Source organism: Rugosimonospora acidiphila, assembly GCF_039543385.1.
GTDB lineage: Bacteria > Actinomycetota > Actinomycetes > Mycobacteriales > Micromonosporaceae > Rugosimonospora > Rugosimonospora acidiphila.
Genome location: NZ_BAABJQ010000026.1, coordinates 55532 through 76232 on the forward strand (window position 1 = coordinate 55532; position 20701 = coordinate 76232).

The 20701-nt window shown below is 71.3% G+C and carries 16 protein-coding genes; 12 read left to right on the forward strand and 4 right to left on the reverse strand.

All coding sequences use genetic code 11. The features are described from left to right. Positions 1–73 precede the first annotated feature (73 nt). From ABEA87_RS32510 to ABEA87_RS32520, 3 genes are all read left to right on the forward strand, one after another. Positions 74–652, forward strand: coding sequence for a sigma factor-like helix-turn-helix DNA-binding protein (locus ABEA87_RS32510; RefSeq protein ID WP_345636154.1), 579 nt, complete (start codon positions 74–76; stop codon positions 650–652). 88 nt (positions 653–740) lie between these two features. Beyond that, complete coding sequence (gene pdxR / locus ABEA87_RS32515; protein ID WP_345636156.1) at positions 741–2192, forward strand: MocR-like pyridoxine biosynthesis transcription factor PdxR; 1452 nt, start codon at positions 741–743, stop codon at positions 2190–2192. Between the two features lie 128 nt (positions 2193–2320). Next, entirely contained in the window at positions 2321–3136 is an 816-nt protein-coding gene (locus ABEA87_RS32520) for an NAD-dependent epimerase/dehydratase family protein (protein WP_345636158.1), read from the forward strand. 300 nt (positions 3137–3436) lie between these two features. Here ABEA87_RS32520 and ABEA87_RS32525 read toward each other — a convergent pair whose 3' ends face one another. Next, the gene (locus tag ABEA87_RS32525; protein WP_345636159.1) at positions 3437–4102 is read right to left on the reverse strand and encodes a hypothetical protein; all 666 of its coding nucleotides are present in this window, start codon (positions 4100–4102) and stop codon (positions 3437–3439) included. Positions 4103–4286: 184 nt separating this feature from the next. Here ABEA87_RS32525 and ABEA87_RS32530 point away from each other — a divergent pair, with 184 nt between their 5' ends. The 4 genes from ABEA87_RS32530 (at position 4287) to ABEA87_RS32545 (ending at position 7808) form a co-directional block, all read left to right on the forward strand. After that, on the forward strand, positions 4287–4571 hold the full coding sequence (locus ABEA87_RS32530; protein ID WP_345636160.1) for a DUF6881 domain-containing protein: 285 nt from the start codon (positions 4287–4289) through the stop codon (positions 4569–4571). A gap of 331 nt (positions 4572–4902) precedes the next feature. Beyond that, entirely contained in the window at positions 4903–5523 is a 621-nt protein-coding gene (locus ABEA87_RS32535; RefSeq protein ID WP_345636163.1) for a DUF3887 domain-containing protein, read from the forward strand. Between the two features lie 24 nt (positions 5524–5547). After that, the gene (locus ABEA87_RS32540; RefSeq protein ID WP_345636165.1) at positions 5548–6591 is read left to right on the forward strand and encodes an alpha/beta hydrolase family protein; all 1044 of its coding nucleotides are present in this window, start codon (positions 5548–5550) and stop codon (positions 6589–6591) included. 242 nt (positions 6592–6833) lie between these two features. Next, the gene (locus ABEA87_RS32545; RefSeq protein WP_345636166.1) at positions 6834–7808 is read left to right on the forward strand and encodes a hypothetical protein; all 975 of its coding nucleotides are present in this window, start codon (positions 6834–6836) and stop codon (positions 7806–7808) included. A gap of 34 nt (positions 7809–7842) precedes the next feature. Here ABEA87_RS32545 and ABEA87_RS32550 read toward each other — a convergent pair whose 3' ends face one another. Then, the gene (locus ABEA87_RS32550; RefSeq protein ID WP_345636168.1) at positions 7843–8637 is read right to left on the reverse strand and encodes a DeoR/GlpR family DNA-binding transcription regulator; all 795 of its coding nucleotides are present in this window, start codon (positions 8635–8637) and stop codon (positions 7843–7845) included. Between the two features lie 235 nt (positions 8638–8872). Here ABEA87_RS32550 and ABEA87_RS32555 point away from each other — a divergent pair, with 235 nt between their 5' ends. The 4 genes from ABEA87_RS32555 (at position 8873) to ABEA87_RS32570 (ending at position 17283) form a co-directional block, all read left to right on the forward strand. Then, entirely contained in the window at positions 8873–11050 is a 2178-nt protein-coding gene (locus ABEA87_RS32555) for an NEW3 domain-containing protein (protein ID WP_345636170.1), read from the forward strand. Between the two features lie 10 nt (positions 11051–11060). Beyond that, on the forward strand, positions 11061–13067 hold the full coding sequence (locus ABEA87_RS32560; RefSeq protein WP_345636172.1) for a beta-galactosidase: 2007 nt from the start codon (positions 11061–11063) through the stop codon (positions 13065–13067). A 51-nt stretch (positions 13068–13118) separates the two neighbouring features. Beyond that, entirely contained in the window at positions 13119–16532 is a 3414-nt protein-coding gene (locus ABEA87_RS32565; RefSeq protein ID WP_345636174.1) for a beta-N-acetylglucosaminidase domain-containing protein, read from the forward strand. 163 nt (positions 16533–16695) lie between these two features. Beyond that, the gene (locus tag ABEA87_RS32570; RefSeq protein WP_345636176.1) at positions 16696–17283 is read left to right on the forward strand and encodes a hypothetical protein; all 588 of its coding nucleotides are present in this window, start codon (positions 16696–16698) and stop codon (positions 17281–17283) included. Between the two features lie 27 nt (positions 17284–17310). Here the strand turns inward: ABEA87_RS32570 and ABEA87_RS32575 are convergent, their stop codons facing one another. Beyond that, positions 17311–18201: a prenyltransferase/squalene oxidase repeat-containing protein gene (locus tag ABEA87_RS32575; RefSeq protein WP_345636178.1), complete on the reverse strand. Its 891-nt coding sequence runs from the start codon at positions 18199–18201 to the stop codon at positions 17311–17313. Positions 18202–18505: 304 nt separating this feature from the next. On the opposite strand from ABEA87_RS32575, the gene ABEA87_RS32580 reads away from it, so the two are divergent. Continuing rightward, entirely contained in the window at positions 18506–19744 is a 1239-nt protein-coding gene (locus ABEA87_RS32580) for an SGNH/GDSL hydrolase family protein (RefSeq protein ID WP_345636180.1), read from the forward strand. Positions 19745–19871: 127 nt separating this feature from the next. Here ABEA87_RS32580 and ABEA87_RS32585 read toward each other — a convergent pair whose 3' ends face one another. Further along, positions 19872–20594 carry an alpha/beta fold hydrolase gene (locus ABEA87_RS32585; RefSeq protein ID WP_345636182.1) on the reverse strand — a complete coding sequence of 241 codons (723 nt, stop codon included), beginning with the start codon at positions 20592–20594 and terminating at the stop codon, positions 19872–19874. Positions 20595–20701 lie beyond the last annotated feature (107 nt).

Here is a 20701-nt window from a genome sequence, read left to right on the forward strand (position 1 = left end):
ACGCGTCGTCCGGTCCGGCCGGGTGGAGGGGGGAATCAACCGCTGTGCTGTCACCGATGGTCCTATCTATCCATTGTTCGGCGGCGACGCCGGGACGCCACCCCGCGCCGTGCTGCTCCTGCTGGAACGGCTCACCCCGACCGAGCGCGCGGTGTACGTGCTGCGCGAGGCGTTCGACTACCCGTTCCGGCGCATCGGCGAGGTGCTCGGCACCAGCGAAGTCAACGCGCGGCAGCTCGGCCGGCGCGCCCGCACGCACCTGGCCCAGGAGCGGCACGATCCGGTCGCCCGCGCCGACCACGTCCGGCTGCTGCGCGCCTTCCTCGCCGCCGCCCGATCCGGCGACCTGCCCCAGTTGGAGAGGCTGCTCGCCGAGACGGCCGTGTCCTACGCCGACGGCGGCGGAGCCGTCCGGGCCGCTCCGGCACCCGTCGTCGGGCGCGACAACGTCGCGCACTACCTGCTGGGGCTGATCCGCAAGTTCGGCCGCGATCTCGCGCTGGAGATCGTCGAGTCCAACGGCGAGGCGGCGAGCCTCGTCTCGCGGGCCGGTACGACGCTCGGGCTGGTCACCATCGACGCCACACCCGCGGGGATCGAACGAGTGCTGATCATCCTCAACCCGGGAAAGCTGACCCGGTTTCAGCGATGAGCGTCGCCGACCGGCCGCCCGGGTCATCGCCGAGCCCGCCGCCGTTGCTGCCCGGGTGAGATTGCCGCCCGGGTGAGATCGTTGGCGGGTGGTGGAGTCACTCGACCTGCATCTGGAGTTCGACCGGAGTGCGGGTCTGCCGGGGCGTTCGCTCGAGAGCGCGCTACGGGAGAGCATCCGGACCGGCCGGCTGCCGGCCGGCTCGCGCCTGCCCGGCAGCCGCAGCCTGGCGGCCGACCTGGGCCTGGCCCGGGGCACGGTGGTGGGGGCGTACGCGCAGCTGGTGGCGGAGGGCTGGCTGGTCTCGGAGCCCGGGTCGGGCACCCGGGTCGCGGACGACCGGTCCGGGTCGTTGCGTGGTGCCGGCCGCGCCGAGCCAGACCGGTCGCGGGTGCCCCAGGATCCGCCCGGCTCGCGCCGGAGAACGCGGTCGCCCGCGGCGTCCGGTCCGGTGATCGAGTTGCGGCCGGGCATTCCCGATCTCGGTTCGTTCCCGCGAACGGTCTGGGCCGGCAGTGTCCGCCGGGCGCTGGCGACCGCGTCGCACGGCACGCTGGACTACCCCGAGCCGGCGGGGCTGCCCGCCCTGCGGGCGGCGGTGGCGGGCTACCTCGCGCGTACCCGAGGGGTGCTCTGCGATCCGGACGGAGTGGTGATCACGGCCGGCTTCACCCAGGGACTCTGGCTGCTGGCACGGGCGCTGCACCGCCGCGGCGCACGCCGGATCGCCACCGAGAACCCGGGCCTGGCCCGCCACCGGGTGGTGCTGTCCGCCGCGGGCCTGACGGTCAGCCCGCTGGCGGTCGGCGCGGACGGGGCCGACCCGGACCAGGCGGCGGGGCAGGCCGTGCTGCTCACCCCGGCGCACCAGCATCCGACCGGGGTGGTGCTCGCTCCGCAACACCGGTACCGGTTCATCGCCTGGGCGCGCCAGCGGGACGCGTTTTTGATCGAGGACGACTACGACGGCGAGTTCCGCTACGACCAGCGGCCGGTCGGCGCGATGCAGGCGCTGGCACCGGAGCGGGTCGTGTACGCCGGTAGCACGAGCAAGTCGCTGGCGCCGGGCGTACGCCTGGGCTGGTTCGTCGTGCCCGAGCCGTTGCGCCGCGACCTGGCGGAGGTGATCGTGGAGGCCGGCGCCGCGGTCTCCGCGATCGACCAGCTCGCGATGGCCGACCTGCTCACCCACGGGGACTACGACCGGCACGTCCGGCGCATGCGGCTGATCTACCGGCGCCGCCGGGCCGAGTTGGCCGACCGCCTGGCCGAGGCGACCAGCACCCCGCTGGAGGGCATCGCGGCCGGCATGCACGCGCTGCTGCCGCTGGCCTCGGTGGCACAGGAGCGCCGGCTGATCCAGGCGGGGCGCCGCCGGGGCCTGCACCTCAATGGGCTGCACGGCAACGGTTACTGGCACGATCCGGCGGATGAGGGGCAGCCGGCGGCCCTGATCATCGGGTACGCGGCGCCGCCGTCGCACGCCTGGGGAGCGGCGCTGACCGGGCTGGGTGAACTGGTCCATCGGATCGGCCATTAAGTGGTCCATTAGGTTGGTCCGGACCGGGATACCTTCGAATCATGAAGATCGGGAACGTCGGTCCCGAGGAACTCGAACAGCGCAAGGACCGCCGGGCCCCCCGGCCGAGTTGACGAGGGAACACAGTCATGCGCATCCTGCTCGCCGGTTCGACCGGCGTCATCGGCCGCCGGCTCGAACCGCTCCTGACCGCGCGGGGCCACGAGGTCACCGGCGTGGCCCGCAACGGCCCGGTCGCCGTCGACATGCTCGACCGGGACGCGGTGGCCGCCGCCGTGCGCGACGCCCGGCCGGACCTCGTCATGCACCAGCTGACCAGCCTGGGCACGGGCGACTTCGCCGCCAATTCGCGGCTGCGCCGGGTCGGCACCCGCAACCTGGTCGACGCGGCGCTTTCCGTCGGGGTACGCCGGATCGTGGCGCAGAGCATCGCCTGGGCGTACGAGCCGGGCGACGACCCCGCTCGCGAGAACACCCCGTTCGACCCCAGTGACGCCGATCCGCGGCGCAGCAGCGTGGCCGGTGTCGCCGCGCTCGAAGCCGCCGTCGCCGAGGCTCCCGAGTGGGTGGTGCTGCGCTACGGCACCCTCTACGGCCCGGGCACCTGGTACGCCCGCGATGGCCTGATGGCCCAGCAGGCCGCCGCTGGCAAGCTTCCCGCCACCGCGGACGTGAGCAGCCTGCTGCACATCGACGACGCCGCCGCGGCCGCGGTGTCGGCGCTGGAGTGGCCGACCGGTGCGGTGAACGTCTGCGACGACGAGCCCGCCCCGGCCGCCCAGTGGGTGCCCGCGTTCTGCGCGGCGGTCGGAGCCACGACACCCGCGGTGACCGAGGGCAGGCAGCAGGTCTGGGCGCGCGGGGCGGACAACCACTACGCCCGTAAGCACCTCCGCTGGGTCCCGCGGTACCCCTCCTGGCGATCGGGCTTCGCCACGCTGTGAGCCGATCGCCCGCCCACCCGGCGGAGCCGATCGCCCGCCCGGTGGAGCCGGAGCTCAGATCCCGGCGTGGCCGTGCCCTGAGCCGGCGAGCAGCGCGGCGAACTCGGCCGGGTGGGCCAGGTGCGGGAAGTGGCCGCCGCGCGGCAGCACGGTGATCGTGATGGCGGGCACGCGGCCAGCTCGCGGCCGCGTCCGATCAGGGCCACCCGCCCAGCGTACGGTCGGTGCCCGGCCGGGCGTCGGGTTCGGCGAAGGTGTCGGGGCGGCGGACTTGTTAAGTTCGGGCCGGGGCGCGTGGCGTCACGACGGACGGCGGAGGCCGCGCGGTGGCAGCGGCAGTTCCCGTACCACCGGCCGGCGTGTCCAGGTGGCCGGCGCACCGTCCGGTACGGTGACGGTCCACGCCACCACGTCGAGCAGCAGCGTGAGCTCCACCGGGTGCTGGCGATGGGACAGGAACTCCAGCACGGTCGTGTCACCGTCGCGGCGCACCACGGGCGCGCTGATCAGCCCCGGGTCGACCTCCGGGTACCGCGACGCGAACGTCTCCGGATCGTCGAGGAGGTATCCGGGACGGCCAGTGTGATGGACGGCGCGCCGGCCGTCGTCGTCGGTGTAGAGCGCCGCCAGCAGCTCCGCGTAGGCCAGCGGGTCGAGGCCGGTGGCCAGCCTGGCGCCGAGGCCCGCGAGCACGGCCCGGTCGTTGAGAAAATGCTCCCCGCCGTCGCGCTCCAGCAACAATCCGTAGTACAACTCCATGTGCGTGATGCCGAGCGAGGTGAACACCAGCACCGCGTCGTCCACCCACGCCTCATCCTGGATCCGCCACCGCGCCGGAAAGGCTTCGTAGACTACGTTGCCGGCGAAGACGAAGGCGCGCTCGGGCACGCCGTGGGCCTCGGTCACCCGTGCCTCGGGGTGCAGCACGTAGCGTTGTATCGCCTCGGCGATCCGGTCCGCCTGCATGAAAGCGCTCGACCTCCCCGTACTCTGCCTGGCTCCCCGCGAGGATAGACGGCAGCCGTGAGTGGGGCCGGACGTCCAGGCTCTGCCGGTTCCCAGGTTCGATCATCGAGTCGCGGAAAACTCCGTAAAATATGCTCATCACGTCCCCGGCGTCGGCCCGCGCGGAGCCGGGAAGGAGACGGCAGTGAGATACATCAAGGTTCTCTGGCACCACGACTGCCCTGAGGACCCGATCGAGCTCTACAGCGAGATCGGGGACGACGGGTGGGAGGCCCGCAAGATCGAGCTGTACCGCGACGGACGGTACGGCCGGGCCAGCAGCGAGGGTTCGACCGGCTCGACCGGACTGAGCGACGAGCAGATCCCCGACCTCGCGGAGATCGCGGCGCTGGAGGAGTTCACCCCGAACGAGATCAGCGCCGCCGAGTTCGAGACCGTCTGGCAGAACGCGCTGCGCCAGTCCCGCTGAGCATCGGTCGGGTTGCCGTGCGGCCGTGTCCGGTGGTGGCGCGCGCGAAAGCCCGGCGGTCAACCCCGTCCCTGGCGCATTCCGTGCCGAGCCCGGTAGCATTTCGTGCCAAGTAGATGGCACGAAATGAGGTGCGATGGCCGACCTCGGGGCTCCGGGTAGCTGCGCGTACTGCGGGCGCGAACTCTCCGCACGAACCGGCGCCGGTAGGAAACGTGTGTACTGTGGACCGACGTGCCGCAGCGCCGCCCGGCGGGCGCGGGAGCGGTCCGGCGGCGATAACGTAAATGCGTCATTGACAGCCGTCAAGCGTCAGGATTACCTTGACGTTGTGAACGGCGCGGTCATCGATCCGGCCACCCCGGCGAGCCAGGGTGAGGCGGCCGGCCGTGAGTTCGTCCGGGACCTGCTCGCCTCGCCCGGGGCGCGCCGCCCGCTAGACACCATCGCGATGATGCAGGGCGCGGCGCAGAGCCTGTCCGAGGGGCTGCGCGACGCCGTGGAGCGGGCGAGGTCGTCCGGCAGCAGCTGGGCCGACGTGGGGCGCGTGCTGGGCACCACCCGGCAGGCGGCGTTCCAGCGGTTCGGCCGGCCGACCGATCCGCGCACCGGCCGGCCGATGGCGGAGAACGTCCTGCCCGGCGCCGCGGATCGGGCGGTTGGCCTGTTCTGCGATCTGGTCGCCGCGCGGTGGCACAGCGCCCACCGCGACTTCGACGAACGGGTCGCCGGCCGGCTGGACGCGCCGCGGTTGGCCGCCGCGTGGGCGGCGCTGATCGGCCGCGTCGGGCCGTACGAGCGGATGGGCACGCCGATGGTGTATCCGGCCGGCGACCTCACGTCCGTCGACGTGCCGCTGTTCTTCGAGGCCGGCGAGCGGATCGGCCGGGTCAGCTACGACCGGCACGGCAAGGTGGCCGGCCTGTTCTTCCTGCCGCCCGGACTCGCCTGACCGAGAAACGAAAGGGGATCGCTCATGTACGTGCTGGCCAACGTGCTCGCCTCGGCTCTGCTGGTCGTCGGGGGGCATACGCTGCCGTCGGCGCCGGTCGCGGCGGCCGACCGTGAGGTCACGTTCGTCGTGGACGGCACCACCACGTACGGCACCGTGCACGTGCCCGCGCACCAGGCGGGGCAGCACCTGCCGGCGGCGTTGCTGCTGCCCGGTAGCGGGCCGACCGACCGCAACGGTGACCAGCCGGCCGCCGGGTTCACGCCGCACACCATCGAGTACCTCGCCGACCAGTTGGGCGCCCAGGGCGTGATGAGCCTGCGCTTCGACAAGTACGGCAGCGGTCAGACCGGCCTCGGCGCCTACGCCGGCCACCTCTCGGACTACGACTATCCCGCGCAGGTGCGGCAGGCGGTGGCCGCCTACCAACTGCTGGCCGGCCAATCGGAGGCCGATCCACAGCGGCTGTCGGTGCTGGGACACAGCGAGGGCGGCCTGACCGCGCTGCTGGTCGCCGAGGCCGGGCAACCCCGGCCGGCCGGGGTGGGCCTGCTCGAGCCGCTGGATGAGCGCATGCTGGACCTGGTCCGCCTCCAACTCGGCGAGTGGCTGGACGGGCAGCTGGCCGCCGGGTCGATCGGCGCCGCGCAGTCGGCGAGCAACAGGACCGGAATCGACCAGGCGATCGCCGCGTTCCGGTCCGGCGAGCCGGTCGACCTCACCGGGCTGCTGGCGCCGGTCGCCGCCAGCCTGGACATCTTCTTCGGCCAGGCCAACGGCCGGTACACGCGCTCGATCGACGATATCGATCCGGCGACGGTGGCGTCGCGGCTGCCCAGCGGTACCCGCGTGCTGGTCACCTGCGGCACCGTCGACACGCAGGTACCGTGCTCGACCACCCCGCCCCTGGTGGACGCGCTGCACCGCGCCGGTACCAGCGGTCCGGGCCTGTTCGTGCTGCCCAGGGTCGGTCACGATCTGGTCGTCGGCACGCCCGAACAGAGCCTCGCCCCGGCGGTCGCCGCGGCCCTGCGCGCGTTCACCGCGCCATGGGGCAACCCGCGTTAGAACCTTCGCCCGGCACGAGGTCGCCCATCGCGGCGCGCGGTCCCGCGAGTCCGGTCGGACTGTCGGCTTCCCTACCCGCGGCCGAAATCCGCTCACCGCCATCGAACCGCGCCCGGCGATCAAGCGTGCTAACCGGTGATGTCACGACCACCGTCCGCAGGCCGCGGTGTTGTGGCACACGTGCGGCCCAGGCTTCGCGCCCACGGCCGGTTCGTTCCTTTGAACGCGGGGGAGTGATCTGCATGCTGCAGTTGCGTCTGACGATGGCGGACCTTGCCAAGGTGCGTTTCGCGGTATCCGCCACGCACCAGATCGGCGGGGTCGTCACCTCGACGGCTCACCAGGCCGAACCGGCCTGGCACAAGCGCGAGCAGCAACGGGCCCTGTCCCGGCTCGGTGCCGCCGCCGCACCACTGATGCGCCTGCGCCAGCACCCCGGATCGTCGTTGCCGGACTTCGTGACCCCGCCGCCCCGCGGCTTCACCTCGTCGCTGGATGACGAGATCGACGACCTGTTGGCCACGCCCGACTGGCGGGTCGAGCACGATTTGCGGGAGTGGTCGAGCGCCGACCCGCGGCTGACCGAGGATTTGCTGGCCGACGCGCGGCAATCCCGCCGCGACCTGGGATCCGCGCTGCGCGCCATCCACTTCGCCGCCTTCGGCGACGACTGGCCCGAGACCCGCCGCCTGCTGCGCCAGGACGCCGCGCGACGCATTCACGACCTGGGCTGTCGCGGTATCGACTATGTTCTGGAGAACCTGCATCCGCGGGTACGTTGGGACCCGCCGGTGCTGACCGTGGGGCCGTCCAGGGACTACCGGCCGGTGGATATGCCCCTCAACGGCCAGGGTCTCGTGCTGGTGCCGAGCCTGTCGTGGTCGATGACCTTCCGAACCAAGATCAATGGTTTCGATCCGGTGGTGCTTGTCTACCCGGCCGCGAAACAGGGATCCGGGGAGCGGGTGAGCGCGGACCATTTCGAGCGGTTGGCGGACCTGTTGGGGCGGACCCGGGCGCGGGTGTTGTTGACCATCTACCGGTACCCGGGTCTGTCCACGAACACGCTGGCCGTGCGGTGCGCGATCTCCGCCGCGTCCGCCAGCGAGCACGCCGGGGTGCTCCGCCACGGCAGGCTCAGCGTCTGCGACCGTCGCGGCCAGCAGGTCAGTCACCGGCTCACCGAGTTGGGCATCCGCCTGGTCGAGCGCTCATAGCGCCGGGTCCACTAGCGTTTCGGGCGGGGTGCGCTCAGACCGTGTGCACCTCGACCCCGAGGTCGCGGAACCGCGCCACGATGTCCGGGTCGGCCGCGTCGTCGGTGATCAGGGCGTCGATGTCGGTGGCGGGGCAGATCGTGCAGAATGCCCGCCGGCCGAGCTTGGAGCTGTCGGCGACCACCACGACGCGGGTCGAGCGCTCGACCATGGTCTGGTTGATTTCGGCCTCGCCTTCGTGGACCGTTGCCGCCCCGTGCTCGGGGGAGAACGCGTCGACGCCGAGGAACGTGATGTCGATGGTCACGCCGTTCAGTACCTGGTTCGCGAAGTGGCCGATCAGCTCGAACGACTGTGGTCGCAGCACCCCGCCGACGACGATGATTTTGAACTGTGGGCGGACCGCCAGCTCGTTGGCGATGTTCAGGGCGTTGGTGACCACCGCGATGGAGGTCAGCCGTGAGCGGTGATCCTCCTGCGTGATGTCGGCGCGGGTCGCCAGGCCGCGAGCGACCTCGGTGTTGGTGGTGCCGCCGTTGATGCCGACCACGTAACCGGTCTCGACGAACTCGGCCGCCGCCCGGGCGATGCGCCGCTTCTGATCGGAGTGGCGGCTGGACTTGTATCGCAGCGGCAGGTCGTACGCGACGGTGTGCGCGACGGCGCCGCCCCGGGTACGGGCGATCAGTTGCTGGGCGGCGAGGTCGTCCAGGTCGCGGCGTGCGGTCGCGGGTGAGACGTCGAACGAGCTGATCACGTCCTCGACGGTCAGTGAGCCGCGACGGGCGATGAGCGCGAGCAGTGCGTTGAGGCGTTCGTGCCGGAGCATGCGATCCCGATTCCACCCGGTTGGTCATTGAGGCGAGCGCCGATGAACGATCGGTGGCGGCAATGTTAGCCACTTCGTCCCGAAAGGGTGAGCGTCGCCTCCGGCGGGGCTTGAGCCGCGCCCGGCGGCCGAAGAGTGATTACAAGAGATTGAAATGGCCATTGATCGCTCACTTGTATTCATCTATTGATCACCTTACGATCGGTCCAACCACATCAGCCGTGACGGAGGCGACATGCGTCCATTCAGATCCGTCCGCACAGCGTTCCTCGTTGTCGGGGTCGCGATCCTCACCGCCGGTGCCGGCCTCGCGGGGATCGCACCCGCGGCCCAGGCCGCACCGGCGGCAACGCCAGTGAACACCGCGCCGTCCTACAACGGGCTCGCGCTCACCCCGCCGATGGGCTTCAACGACTGGGCGGGATTCGAGTGCAACAGCGACATGAACGAGACGCTGTTCACCAAGACCGCCGACGCGATAGTCAACCTCGGCCTGGACAAGCTCGGCTACGACTACGTCAACATCGACGACTGCTGGATGCAGCACGACCGCGACGCCAACGGCAACCTGCAGGTGGACGCCTCGCGCTTCCCGCATGGCATGAAGTGGCTCGGCGACTACATCCACAGCAAGGGCCTGAAGTTCGGCGTCTACGAGGACGCCGGCTACGAGACCTGCCAGGGCGCCGCCGGCAGCTACGGCCACTTCCAGCAGGACGCCGACCTCTACGCGTCCTGGGGCGTCGACTACCTCAAGCTGGACTACTGCAACCAGCCGCTGGACCAGTACCCGGGCATGACCCAGGCTCAGGTCGCGCAGATCGTCTACACCCAGGCCAGCCAGGCGTTGCTCAACACCGGGCGACCCATGATCTTCTCCGAGTCGGCCCCGGCGTACGTCTGCTGTAGCGGGTCGAACTTCACCAACGAGCTGACCTGGCTGTACCAGCACGGCAACCTGTGGCGCTACGGCTCCGACATCGCCGACAACTGGGACAGCGTCATCCGCAACTACAGCGAGGACAACACGCCGGGCCTGGCCCAGTGGGCCGGCCCCGGCCACTGGAACGACGCGGACATGCTGGAGACCGGCAACGGCGGCCTGACCATCACCGAGGAGCAGAGCCAGTTCACCCTCTGGTCCGAGATGGCCTCGCCGCTGCTGCTGTCCACCGACCTGACCCAGCTCAGCCCCGCCGAACTGGCCATCGTCGGCAACCAGGACATCATCGCGGTGGACCAGGACAAGCTCGGTGCGCAGGGCACGATCGTGCACAGCGGCGCGGACTACGACGTGCTGGCCAAGCCGCTGTCGGGCGGCGATGTCTCGGTGGTGCTGTTCAACAAGGCCGACCACGCGCAGACCATCAGCACGACCGGCGCGACGGTGGGCCTGAGCCAGGGCGGACCCTTCCAGCTGACCGACCTGGTGAGCAAGCAGGAGACCTCCTCGACCGGGACCATCGCGGCGAGCGTCCCGTCGCACGGCACCGTCATCTACCGGGTACACCCGGGGGCGCCGAAGAAGCTGGCGCCGGCGGGCCACGCGACGATCGACGCCGGTGACCTCGTCGCCGGCCGGCCGAGGCCGGTGACCGTGACGGTGGCCGACGACGGCCCCACCGCCATCCAGAACCACGCGGCCGTGCGGCTGTCGGTGCCGGCGGGCTGGTCGGTCGTGCCCCAGACGCAGACGCTCAAGAAGATCGATGCCGGAAGTTCGGCGCAGGCGACCTTCCTGGTCACCGCGGCCGCTCCGCCACCCGGCAAGGTGAGCAGGGCGGTGACCGCGACGGTCGACTACCGCTCAAGCGGCGGCGCGGCGACGATGTCGGGTGAGTACGACCTGGTCACCAACGTCCCGTACCCGAACCTGGCCGCGGCGTTCAACAACACCGCGATCAGCAGCGAGTCCGACCCGACCAAGGGCGACTTCGACGGCGGCGGCGACAGCTACTCGGCCGAGGCGCTCGCCGGGCAGGGCGCGACCCCGGGCGCGACGATCACCGCTGGCGGAGCGACGTTCACCTGGCCGGCCGGCGCGATCGGCACCCCGGACAACGTCGCCGGCGGTTCGGTGATGGTGTCGGTGTCCGGGCAGGGTACGAAGCTGGCGTTCCTGGGCGCCGAGGCCGGCTTCACCAGCTCCCCGGTGACCGTGACCTACACCGACGGCAGCACCACGACCGCCTCGCTCGGCTTCCCGAACTGGTGCTGCGCCGCGACGAACAGCTACGGCGCCTCGCCGGCGATCGTGATGGACCACCGCAACACGCAGAGCGGGCCGGCCAACTTCGGCAACGCCTACGACGTCTTCTACAACTCGATCCCGATCGACGCGACGAAGTCGGTGGCGACGGTGACCCTGCCGAGCTCGGTCGCGATCCACGTCTTCGCGATGACTGTGCAGTAGGCGAGCGGCGATGGACAGGCGACGTTTCATCGCACTGAGCACCCTGACCCCGGCGGCCGCGTTCGCGGCCGCCGCGGGCCAGGTGCCCGCGAACGCGGCGACCGCGGACACGGCGCCCGCCAACGCGGCGGCCGCGGGCCCGGCGCACGCGAACGCGGCCAGCGGGTTCGGAATGAAGCCGGGGCGGCACACCTTCGGCTTCGCGGCGGGCGGCAGCGCGTTCCTGCTCGACGGTGAGCCGTTCCAGATCCGCAGCGGGGAGATGCACCCGGCCCGCATTCCCGTGGAGTACTGGCGCCACCGGATCCGGATGGCCAAGGCGATGGGCATGAACACGGTGTCCGCGTACGTCATGTGGAACTACCTCGAACAGCGGCCCGGCGTCTTCGACTTCCACAGCGAGCGGCGCGACATCGAGAAGTTCGTCCGGCTGTGTCAGGCCGAGGGCATGTGGGTGCTGCTGCGCCCCGGGCCGTACGTGTGCGGGGAGTGGGACCTCGGCGGCATCCCGCCCTACCTGCTGGCCGATCCCGACGCCCAGCTGCGGGTGGATTCGGCGACCTATCCGAAGTACATGGCGGCGGTCGCCCGGTATCACCGGCAGCTGGTTCCCCGGATCAAGCCGCTGCTGGTGGCCGGCGGCGGCCCGATCCTGATGATCCAGATCGAGAACGAGTACGGCTCCTTCGGCAACGACGCCGCCTACGTGGCGGAGCTGCGCCAGCTGTGGATCGACGGCGGCGTGGACGGCCCGTTCTACACCGAGGACGGGCTCGGGCAGGTCGAACAGAACCACACCAACGTGCCTGGCGGCGCGATCGCGCTGTCCGGCGGGGACGCCGGGTCGATCGCGGCCGCGCGCAAGGCGTTCCCGCAGGTGCCGGCGATGGCCGGCGAGGTGTACCCGGGCTGGTTGACGCACTGGGGCGACCCGACGTTCCAGGGGGCGGGCTACGACGTGTCGGCCGCCCTCCAGGGCTGCATGGACGCCGGGCTGTCGTTCAACCTCTACATGCTCCACGGCGGGACCAGCTTCGGATTCTTCGCCGGTGCCAACGCCAACGACCTGTCCGGTGGTTACCAGGCCGACATCACCAGCTACGACTACAACGCGCCGATCAGCGAACAGGGCGTGGCCACCCCGCGCTATCTGAAGTATCGCGACCTGATCGCGGGCTACCTCGACCGGCCGCTGCCGGACATTCCGGTGCCCGTGCCGACGATCGTGCGCCAGGGCGCGCTCGCGCTCACCCCGCGGCCGTACGCCTCGATCTGGGACAACCTCCCTCATCCGTTCCCGGCCGCCGACACCGTGACGCCGCAACCGATGGAGACGTACGGCCAGCACTCGGGCTTCATCCTGTACCGCAGGACGCTGCCCGGCTACACGGCCGGCACCCTGGACATCGCCTGGGTGCACGACTACGCGACCGTGTTCCTCAACGGGCGCTACCAGGGCGGCCTGTCGCGGCAGCTGGTACCGGACGCGATCGCGTCCGCGCTCAACCTCACCAACAACAACGCCCCGCTGGCGCTGGGGCCGGCCGCGACGGTGGGCGACAACCCGCGGCTGGACATCCTCGTCGAGGGGATGGGCCGGACGAATTACGGCCACGCCATCGTCGACCGCAAGGGCATCCTGCAGACAGTGTCGCTGCTCGACGCCGACGCCCTGACCGGCACGCTCACCGGCTGGCAGGTGTTCGGACTGCCGATGGACGACGACTTCGTCAAGCACCTCAAGCCCCGGGTGAGCGATCCGGCCCGGCCCGGCATGTTCTTCCGGTCGACCCCGGTGCTGCACGAGGTCGGCGACACCTACCTCGACCTGTCCAACTGGACCAAGGGAGTCGTCTGGGTCAACGGCCACAACCTCGGCAGGTACTGGGAACTGGGTCCGCAGCGGCGGCTGTACTGCCCGGCCTCCTGGCTGAAGCGGGGACGCAACGAGATCCTCGTCTTCGATCTGCACCAGACCGAGCCCCGGGCGATCACCTTCGAGCGCACGCTGAGCTGACGACAACTCCAGACATCCACCACACGCGCTCAACGACCTGATGGAGTATCCATGGGACGTCGTGCACTGATCTCATCCATCGCTACCGCCGCGCTCGGCCTCGGACTGGCCACCACGTCCGGTGTCCTACCCGCCGTCGCGGTGCCCGCCACAGCGGCGCCCGCGTCGCTGCCCGCCGTGTACCCGGTGCCGCGCTCCATCCAGGCGCACGGGAAATCCGTACCGCTGGGCAAGGCAGTCGCCCTGGTCACCGGGCCGGCCAGCGACCCCGCCGCGGTCACGGCCGCGCAGTCGGTGCTGACCGCGGCGGGTGTGCGCACCGTTGAGAAGGTCGGCAACCCGGCCGCGGTGCGGCGCGACGAGACGGCCGTCTACGTCGGCGGCCCCGACGAGAACCCGTCGAGTGCCGCCGCGCTGAGCGCGCTGCGGGCGCCCGACGCCGCGGACCTGGCCGCCGAGGGCTACGTGCTGGCCAGCGGCCAGGCGAAGGGCCGCCCGACGATCGTGCTCGACGGGCACGACGCCACCGGCACCTTCTACGCCGCGCAGACCCTGCGCCAGCTCATTCAGGGGCAGGGGCAGCACGCGAGCGTCGCCGGGGTGGTGGTGCGCGACTGGCCGGCGCAGGCGCAGCGCGGGGTCATCGAGGGCTTCTACGGCACGCCGTGGTCCAACGAGCAGCGCCTGGCGCAGCTGGACTTCTACGGCGCGCACAAGATGAACATCTACGTGTACTCGCCGAAGGACGACCCGTACCTGCGGGCGCAGTGGCGCGACCCGTACCCGCCGGACCAGCTCGCCCAGCTCAAGGCGCTGGTCGACCGCGCGAACGCCAACCACGTCGAATTCACCTACGCGCTCTCGCCCGGCCTGTCGGTCTGCTACAGCTCCACTGCCGACGAGCAGGCCCTGGTCGCGAAGTTCCAGTCGCTGTGGGACATCGGTGTGCGCACGTTCTCGGTTCCGCTGGACGACATCAGCTACACCAACTGGAACTGCGCGGACGACCAGACCAGGTTCGGCACCGGCGGCGGCGCGGCCGGCGCGGCCCAGTCCTATCTGCTCAACGCGGTGCAGCGGGACTTCATCGCGACGCACCCGGGCGCGTCCCGGCTGCAGATGGTGCCGACCGAGTACTCCGACGTCTCGTCGACGCCGTACAAGACGGCCATCAAGAGCGACCTCGACCCGGCCGTGGTGGTCGGCTGGACCGGTGTCGGGGTCATCGCCACCGCCATCACCGACGCGCAGTCCGCGGCGGCCAAGAGCGTCTTCGGCCACGACATCCTGCTCTGGGACAACTACCCGGTCAACGACTACGTCACCGATCGGCTCCTGCTGGGCCCGTACGTCGGCCGCGATCCGGGGCTGTCGCTGAACGGGATCACGGCCAACCCGATGATCCAACCGGAGGCGTCCAAGATCGCGTTGTTCAACGTCGCCGACTACAGCTGGAACGACACCGGGTACGACGCCCAGAAGTCCTGGCAGGCCAGCCTCGACGAGTTGGCCGGCAACGACCCTAAGGCGCGTCAGGCCCTCGACGCCTTCGCCGACCTCGAGTACTACTCGAACATCGACACGGTACAGGCGCCGGCGCTCGCGGCCAGGATCGCCGCGTTCTGGCCGAAGTGGAGCAGTGGCCAGACCTCGGCCGCGGACGGCCTCGGCGCCTACCTGAAGCTCATCGCGAACCTCCCCGCCACACTCGCGGCGCACCTGCCCGACCCCGAGTTCGTCACCGAGACCACGCCCTGGCTCGACTCGGCCGGTGCCTGGGGACAGGCGGCCGGTGCCGCGCTGCGGATGCTCGTCGACGAGCGGGCCGGCCGGGGCGCCGACGCGCTCGCCGACCGGTCCCAGGCGCAGTCGTACACGGCGCGGGCGAGGTCCTACACCTACGTCGGGCTCAACGGCACGGTGAACGTGACGGTCGGCGACGGCGTCATCGACACCTTCGTCACCGACGCGCTCGCCGAGTTCGACCGCTGGCTGGGTCTGGCCGGCCGGCACGTGACGGCGACGACCTCCATGCCGACGTACCAGACCAACACGCCGGCCAACATGGTCGACGGGGACGACAACACGTTCTTCTGGAGCAGCCGGCCGCCGGTGGCCGGCGACTACGTCGGCGTCGACCTCGGCAGCGTGCGGCCGATCTCCGCGGTCTCCATCCACATGAGCAAGCCGAGCAGCCCCACCGACTACGTCGTCGGCGGCGTGCTGGAGTATTCCGCCGACGGCTCGACCTGGACCGCCGCCGGCACCTACGTGAACTCACCGGACGTCGAGGCCACCCTGCCCGCCGGCGCGCAGGCCCGGTACGTGCGGCTGCGCGACACCGGCAACCAGAGCACCTGGGTGGTGGTGCGGGAGTTCACGGTGACCGAGCCGGCCGGCGACGCGTTCACGGTCAGCGGTACCCCGGCCGGTACCGGCCTGGCCGCGGCGGCCGACGGGAACGTCGACACCGCGTACACCGCCGGCTCCTCGCCCCAGCCCGGCGACGCGCTCGTCGTCACCCTGCCGCAGCCGCGCCCCCTGGACCTCGTCGAGGTTGTCGGCACCGGCGCGGGGCAGGTGCAGGCCCGGGTCGGCGGCGCGTGGCGGTCGCTGGGCACCCTGGCAGCCGGGGGGTACACCGAACTCGCCGGTCGCGGCGCCACCGCCGACGCGATCCGGCTGGCCTGGAAGCCCGGGTCCGCGGCGCCGTCGATCGCGGAGGTCGTGCCCCGGTACGCGGACGGGCCGGCCGTGTCGGTCGAGCCGTCCTCGGCCGACGCGTCGGTGGGTGACCACACGAAGGTCACGGTGACGCTCACCTCGTCGGGCCCGGAGCGGATCTCCGGCACCCTGCGCGTGGACGCGCCGTCCGGGGTGACCGCGTCGCCCGCGTCGCGCGCCGTGACGGTGCTGCGCGGGTCCCAGCAGTCGGCCTCGGTCACCCTGACCGGGTCGCGGCCGGGCACCTACACCGTGCCGGTGCGGTTCACCCCGGCGCACGGCGCGGCGGTCACCGAGCGGGTCACCCTCGTGGTGCACCCGCTGGTCAGCTCGACCAACGTGGCGCTGGCCGCCCAGGGGGCGGTGGCCACGGCGTCGAGCGTCGAGCAGGGGCTGGCCCAGTTCACCCCCGACCACGCGATCGACGGCGACGCCGGCACCCGGTGGTCGTCGGGCTACACCGACGGTGAGTGGCTGCAGGTCCAGTTCGCCGCCCCCGAGCACCTGGGCAAGGTGGTGCTGTCCTGGGAGACGGCCCACGCCGCCGCCTACGACCTGCAGACCTCGACGGACGGTACGACCTGGACCACTGCGGCGACGGTGACGGGTAGCTCGGGCGGCACCGAGACGCTCTGGCTCGACCAGTCCGGCGTGAAGTACCTGCGGATGCAGGGCGTGAGCCGGGCCACCGGGTACGGCTACTCGATCTACGAACTCCAGGCGTACCCGGTCGCCGCATAGCACCACCCGGCCCTGCCGGTCGGGGCCACCGCCGCCGGGCGGTGGCCCCGACCGGTTGTCGCGGCATGCGATCATGCGATGATCAACGGCCATTCGGGGCGCCTTTCGGGCGCGCCGGACGCCGCACGCCCGGCCGGCGCGACGAAGAACGAGAAGGACCAGCATGATCGACTCCCTGACCGCGTTCACCGTCGTTCCGGAGTACGGCCGCTCGCGCACCGTGTACCAGGTGCTCGTGGGTGATCAGTCCGCGCCGGTCGCCCAGCTGCGCAAGGACAGCGCCTACGACAGCCTTCGACCGCTCGCCGCGTTCACCGGACCCGGGCTGGACCAGCACGTGGGCTGGGTCAGTGCGTTTCGGGCCAGGGGTGTCGACCGAGTCGAGGTGGGTCGGGTCGAACATCGCGGAGGCTCCACGTGGAGCGGGGAGAGGTGGAGCTTCGCTCAGGCCGGCCTGCCCGAGCTGCGGGGAGAGCAGGTGGGGTTGGGTGGCAAGCTCCGGGGACGCCTGCCGCTCCAGGGATTCGTCGATGGCGTGCTCTCGGTACACCTGCGCTTCGGGGCCCCGGGTCTGAACGGCTTCGACCTCACCCGGTTCTCCGGGGTCAGGGCCCGGTACGGCGTCGAGATTCACGACCCCCGGATCAGCCGGCTGCTCGTGCTGGCCTGCGTGGTCCACTACAACGTGTTCCAAGACGCGGACCCGCGCCAGGTCGCGATCGACTACACGAGCAATCCGTTCAGGGACTGAGCCGGCCCCACGACCGGCAGGGACGGTTCAGCACGGTCCATTGGCCCGCAGCAGCGCGACCGCCCCCACGGTCATGTGCCCACGCCATTCGAGGGCGGCGGCCGGCGACGCTGAGGCGAAGTCCACCGGCCAGCCGCCGTCGGGCTGCTGCAGGCCGGCCAGCCGGTTGAGGTCGGCCTCGATGACGTCCGGGGCGATCAGGTCGCGGATTGGGCGGTGCGGCTCGGGGGAGAAGTCCAGGGGGTGCAGCGCCTCCTCGGCGGTGCCGCCCTCGACGCGCATCGTCGCGCTGGCCGGCAGGTGGCGCGCCAACCGCTGGAGTGCCGGCAGGGCGTCGGGGCGGGTGTCGACGATCGCGTCCACCGCCTTGAGCCCGAAGCACAGCTCGTACGCGGATGGCGTGCCGGTCATCGACGCCGCCGCGTCGAGACAGTACGCGGTCGCGCGCCGGAGCCAGGCGTGCCCGGCGACCGCCGGATCATTCTTGGCGACCTTGTGGGCGTTGGCGAGGACCGCGGCCGTGATCTGGAACGACGAGACGGACGGGTCGGCAGCGACCCACCAGGGCGAACAACCGGCCGGATCGGCGATGGGCAGCGCGAACGGCAGCCCGCCGTCGGGCAGGGTTATCGACGCCAGCCAGTCGCACAGCTCGAGGCTGTGCGGGCTGGGCACGGCCGGCACCTCGGCCCAGGCCTCGAACGCGTGCAGCGCGGCGCCGGGCTGGCTGCCCGCAGACCGGAGATCGGGCTCGAGGCCCCAGCCATAGCCCCCATCCGGATTGCGGTAGGCGTCGAGGGCGGACAGGATCTCGGCGCTGTCGCCCCGGTCCGCCGCCAGTGCCGCGAACCGGTGCCGGTCGAGGATCCGCGCGTGACCCGCCATGAACGACGCCGCCGATTCAAGGTTCAGTTCCATGGCTCTGGTTCTACCCCCGCCAACCCGCCGGTGGCTTGAACGAATCGGACACGCCCCGAGGCGGTCGACGGGGGCGAGGCCCGGGCCGCGAGCCCGCCGTGACGGCTGGACATGGGATGTCATGCCGATGAGGCGACCGTTCGGCGCAGAAAATCGACCGCTCACCGCGCCATTTATGGTTTTTGTGGTTCAGATGCCCATAGCCTTCGCGGCAGACATCCCACGTTGACCATCGGCCTGCGGCCACGGTCAACCGTCCACCGAGGAGCGTGTCACCTTGATCAGAGCTACCCGCAGACGCCGTATGCGCTGGACCGCCGCGACCGTCGCCGCCGCGACGCTAGTCACCGGACTGCTCGGCGCGGGCATCGCCCAGGCCGACGCGGTGGCCAAGAAGGCGCCGGCCACCAGTACCGGCTGGGTGGCGACGTGGGGGACAGCGGCGGAGGTGCCGTTCAGCGGTCAGCAACTGGCCGGGTTCACCGACACGACCCTGCGCCAGCGGATCCACGTGTCCATCGGCGGTGACGTGGTCCGGCTGCGGCTGACCAACGTGTACGGCAAGACGCCGCTCGTCGTGCGGTCGGCCACCCTGGCCCGGCCCGGCGCCACGGCCGGCGACATCGACCCGGCGAGCCTGGTACCGGTCACCTTCGAGGGCGCCACGAGCGTCACCATCCCGCCCGGCGCCGAGTACGCCTCGGACCCCGTGAAAATCTCGGTGCCCGGCGACGGCAACCTGATGGCCAGCCTCTACCTGCCCGGGCCGACCGGACCCGCCACGTACCACCGTGACGCCTGGACCACCGGATACCTGGCGACCGGTGACCAGACCGGCCAGCCGACGGTCGCGTCCTACCCGTCGCGGATCACGAACTTCTACTTCCTCGACGGGCTCGACGTCGAGTCCAAGGTGGACGGTTCGGTGGCGTTCCTCGGCGACTCCATCACCGACGGCACGCACTCGACCGTCGATGCCGACCACCGGTGGCCCGACTACCTCGCCGACCGGATGCTCCAGCAGCCGCGCTCGCGCCAGTTCGGCGTGGTCAACTCCGGCATCGCGGGCAACCGGCTGCTGCTCGACTACACCGGCGCGGGGCAGGGCGTGAACGCGCTCGCCCGGCTGGAGCGCGACGTGCTCACCCAGACCGCCGTGCGCACGGTCTTCGTCTTCGAGGGCATCAACGACCTGCAGAACGACCCGACGCAGTACGACCCGAACCAGTTCATCCAGGCGTACCACCAGATCATCCAGCGGGCACACGACCAGCGCATCCGGGTCGTCGCCTCCACCATCACGCCGTGGGCCGGCTGGACGGAGTGGACCCCGCAGCGCGAGGCGGTGCGCCTGGAGGTCAACCAGTGGATCCGCACCTCGGGTGAGTTCGACGGCGTGGTCGACTTCGACAAGGTGATCCGGGACCCGGCCAACCCGCAGCAGATCCTGCCGGCGTACGACTCGGGGGATCACCTGCACCCCAATGACGTGGGCTACAAGGCCATGGCCGACGCGGTGAACCTCAAGCTGCTGCGCCCGTAGCGGCGGCCGCACGACCGGTCGTGGCCGATCCCGTACCGACGACGAGGACCGGCCACGACCGTCTGCCGCAATGCTCGGCGAACGCGCCGTACCCGCCGGTCCCAGCCGCGGGTCTCAGCCGCGGGTCTCAGCTGCGGGTCTGTCGACTCGCCGGCGCCGCGACCCGGGATTCGGCCGCCGTCCTGATCAGCCTCGCCGTCTCGTCGGGGTGGGAGACGATCGCGAGGTGGCCGGCGGGGACCTCGGCGACGGTCGCGCCCATCCGGGTGGCGAACCTGCGCTGCGCGTCCGGTGGCAGGGCCTCGTCCTGGGTGGCGACCAGGTACCAGGAGGGTAGCGATCTCCAGGCCGGGGCGCCCATCGCCTCGGAGAAGATGGCGCTGGCGAACGGCTGCTGGGCGGCGTGCAGCACCTTGCCCCGGGCCGAGTCGATGCCCGAGGCGAAGTGCCGCACGAACTCGTCCTGCGGCTGCCAGACGAAGCCCCGCTGGTCGGTGAACAGGTTGGCCAGCCCCGGCGGCTTCGGGCCCTGCGACAGCAGGCCGTCGAGCGTTTCCCCCTGGTCCAGCGCGTAGGCCGCGACGTACACCAGGCCGGCCACGTTGGGCGCGTCGGTGCCGAGGCCGGTCATGATGTGCCCGCCGTAGGAGTGTCCGGCCACGATCGTCGGGCTGTCCTGCAGGTTCAGCACCTGGCGCAGCCGAGCGACGTCGTCGGCCGCCGAGGTTTCCGGGAACTGCGGCGCCGTCACCCGGTATCCGTCGTTCTGCAGGCGCTCGATGACGCCGCTCCAGCAGGACCCGTCGGCCCACGCGCCATGGACCAGGACGATGTTCGGTCGGCCATTCATATGAGGTCCGATACCGCAGCGGTCCAAACTCAAACCTGCCGCCCGGGTGCGGGTCAGGCCCATCCGGCGCGGACTCGCCGGTACCGGACGGTGGGGGTGCAACCCGG

Excerpts from the sequence above, each read along its gene's own strand:
- ABEA87_RS32520 (WP_345636158.1), top strand. The coding sequence starts at position 2,321 with ATGCGCATCCTGCTCGCCGGTTCGACCGGCGTCATCGGCCGCCGGCTC.
- ABEA87_RS32525 (WP_345636159.1), bottom strand. The coding sequence starts at position 4,102 with ATGCAGGCGGACCGGATCGCCGAGGCGATACAACGCTACGTGCTGCAC.
- ABEA87_RS32540 (WP_345636165.1), top strand. The coding sequence starts at position 5,548 with ATGTACGTGCTGGCCAACGTGCTCGCCTCGGCTCTGCTGGTCGTCGGG.
- ABEA87_RS32545 (WP_345636166.1), top strand. The coding sequence starts at position 6,834 with ATGCTGCAGTTGCGTCTGACGATGGCGGACCTTGCCAAGGTGCGTTTC.
- ABEA87_RS32550 (WP_345636168.1), bottom strand. The coding sequence starts at position 8,637 with ATGCTCCGGCACGAACGCCTCAACGCACTGCTCGCGCTCATCGCCCGT.
- ABEA87_RS32555 (WP_345636170.1), top strand. The coding sequence starts at position 8,873 with ATGCGTCCATTCAGATCCGTCCGCACAGCGTTCCTCGTTGTCGGGGTC.
- ABEA87_RS32560 (WP_345636172.1), top strand. The coding sequence starts at position 11,061 with ATGGACAGGCGACGTTTCATCGCACTGAGCACCCTGACCCCGGCGGCC.
- ABEA87_RS32565 (WP_345636174.1), top strand. The coding sequence starts at position 13,119 with ATGGGACGTCGTGCACTGATCTCATCCATCGCTACCGCCGCGCTCGGC.
- ABEA87_RS32570 (WP_345636176.1), top strand. The coding sequence starts at position 16,696 with ATGATCGACTCCCTGACCGCGTTCACCGTCGTTCCGGAGTACGGCCGC.
- ABEA87_RS32575 (WP_345636178.1), bottom strand. The coding sequence starts at position 18,201 with ATGGAACTGAACCTTGAATCGGCGGCGTCGTTCATGGCGGGTCACGCG.
- ABEA87_RS32580 (WP_345636180.1), top strand. The coding sequence starts at position 18,506 with ATGCGCTGGACCGCCGCGACCGTCGCCGCCGCGACGCTAGTCACCGGA.
- ABEA87_RS32585 (WP_345636182.1), bottom strand. The coding sequence starts at position 20,594 with ATGAATGGCCGACCGAACATCGTCCTGGTCCATGGCGCGTGGGCCGAC.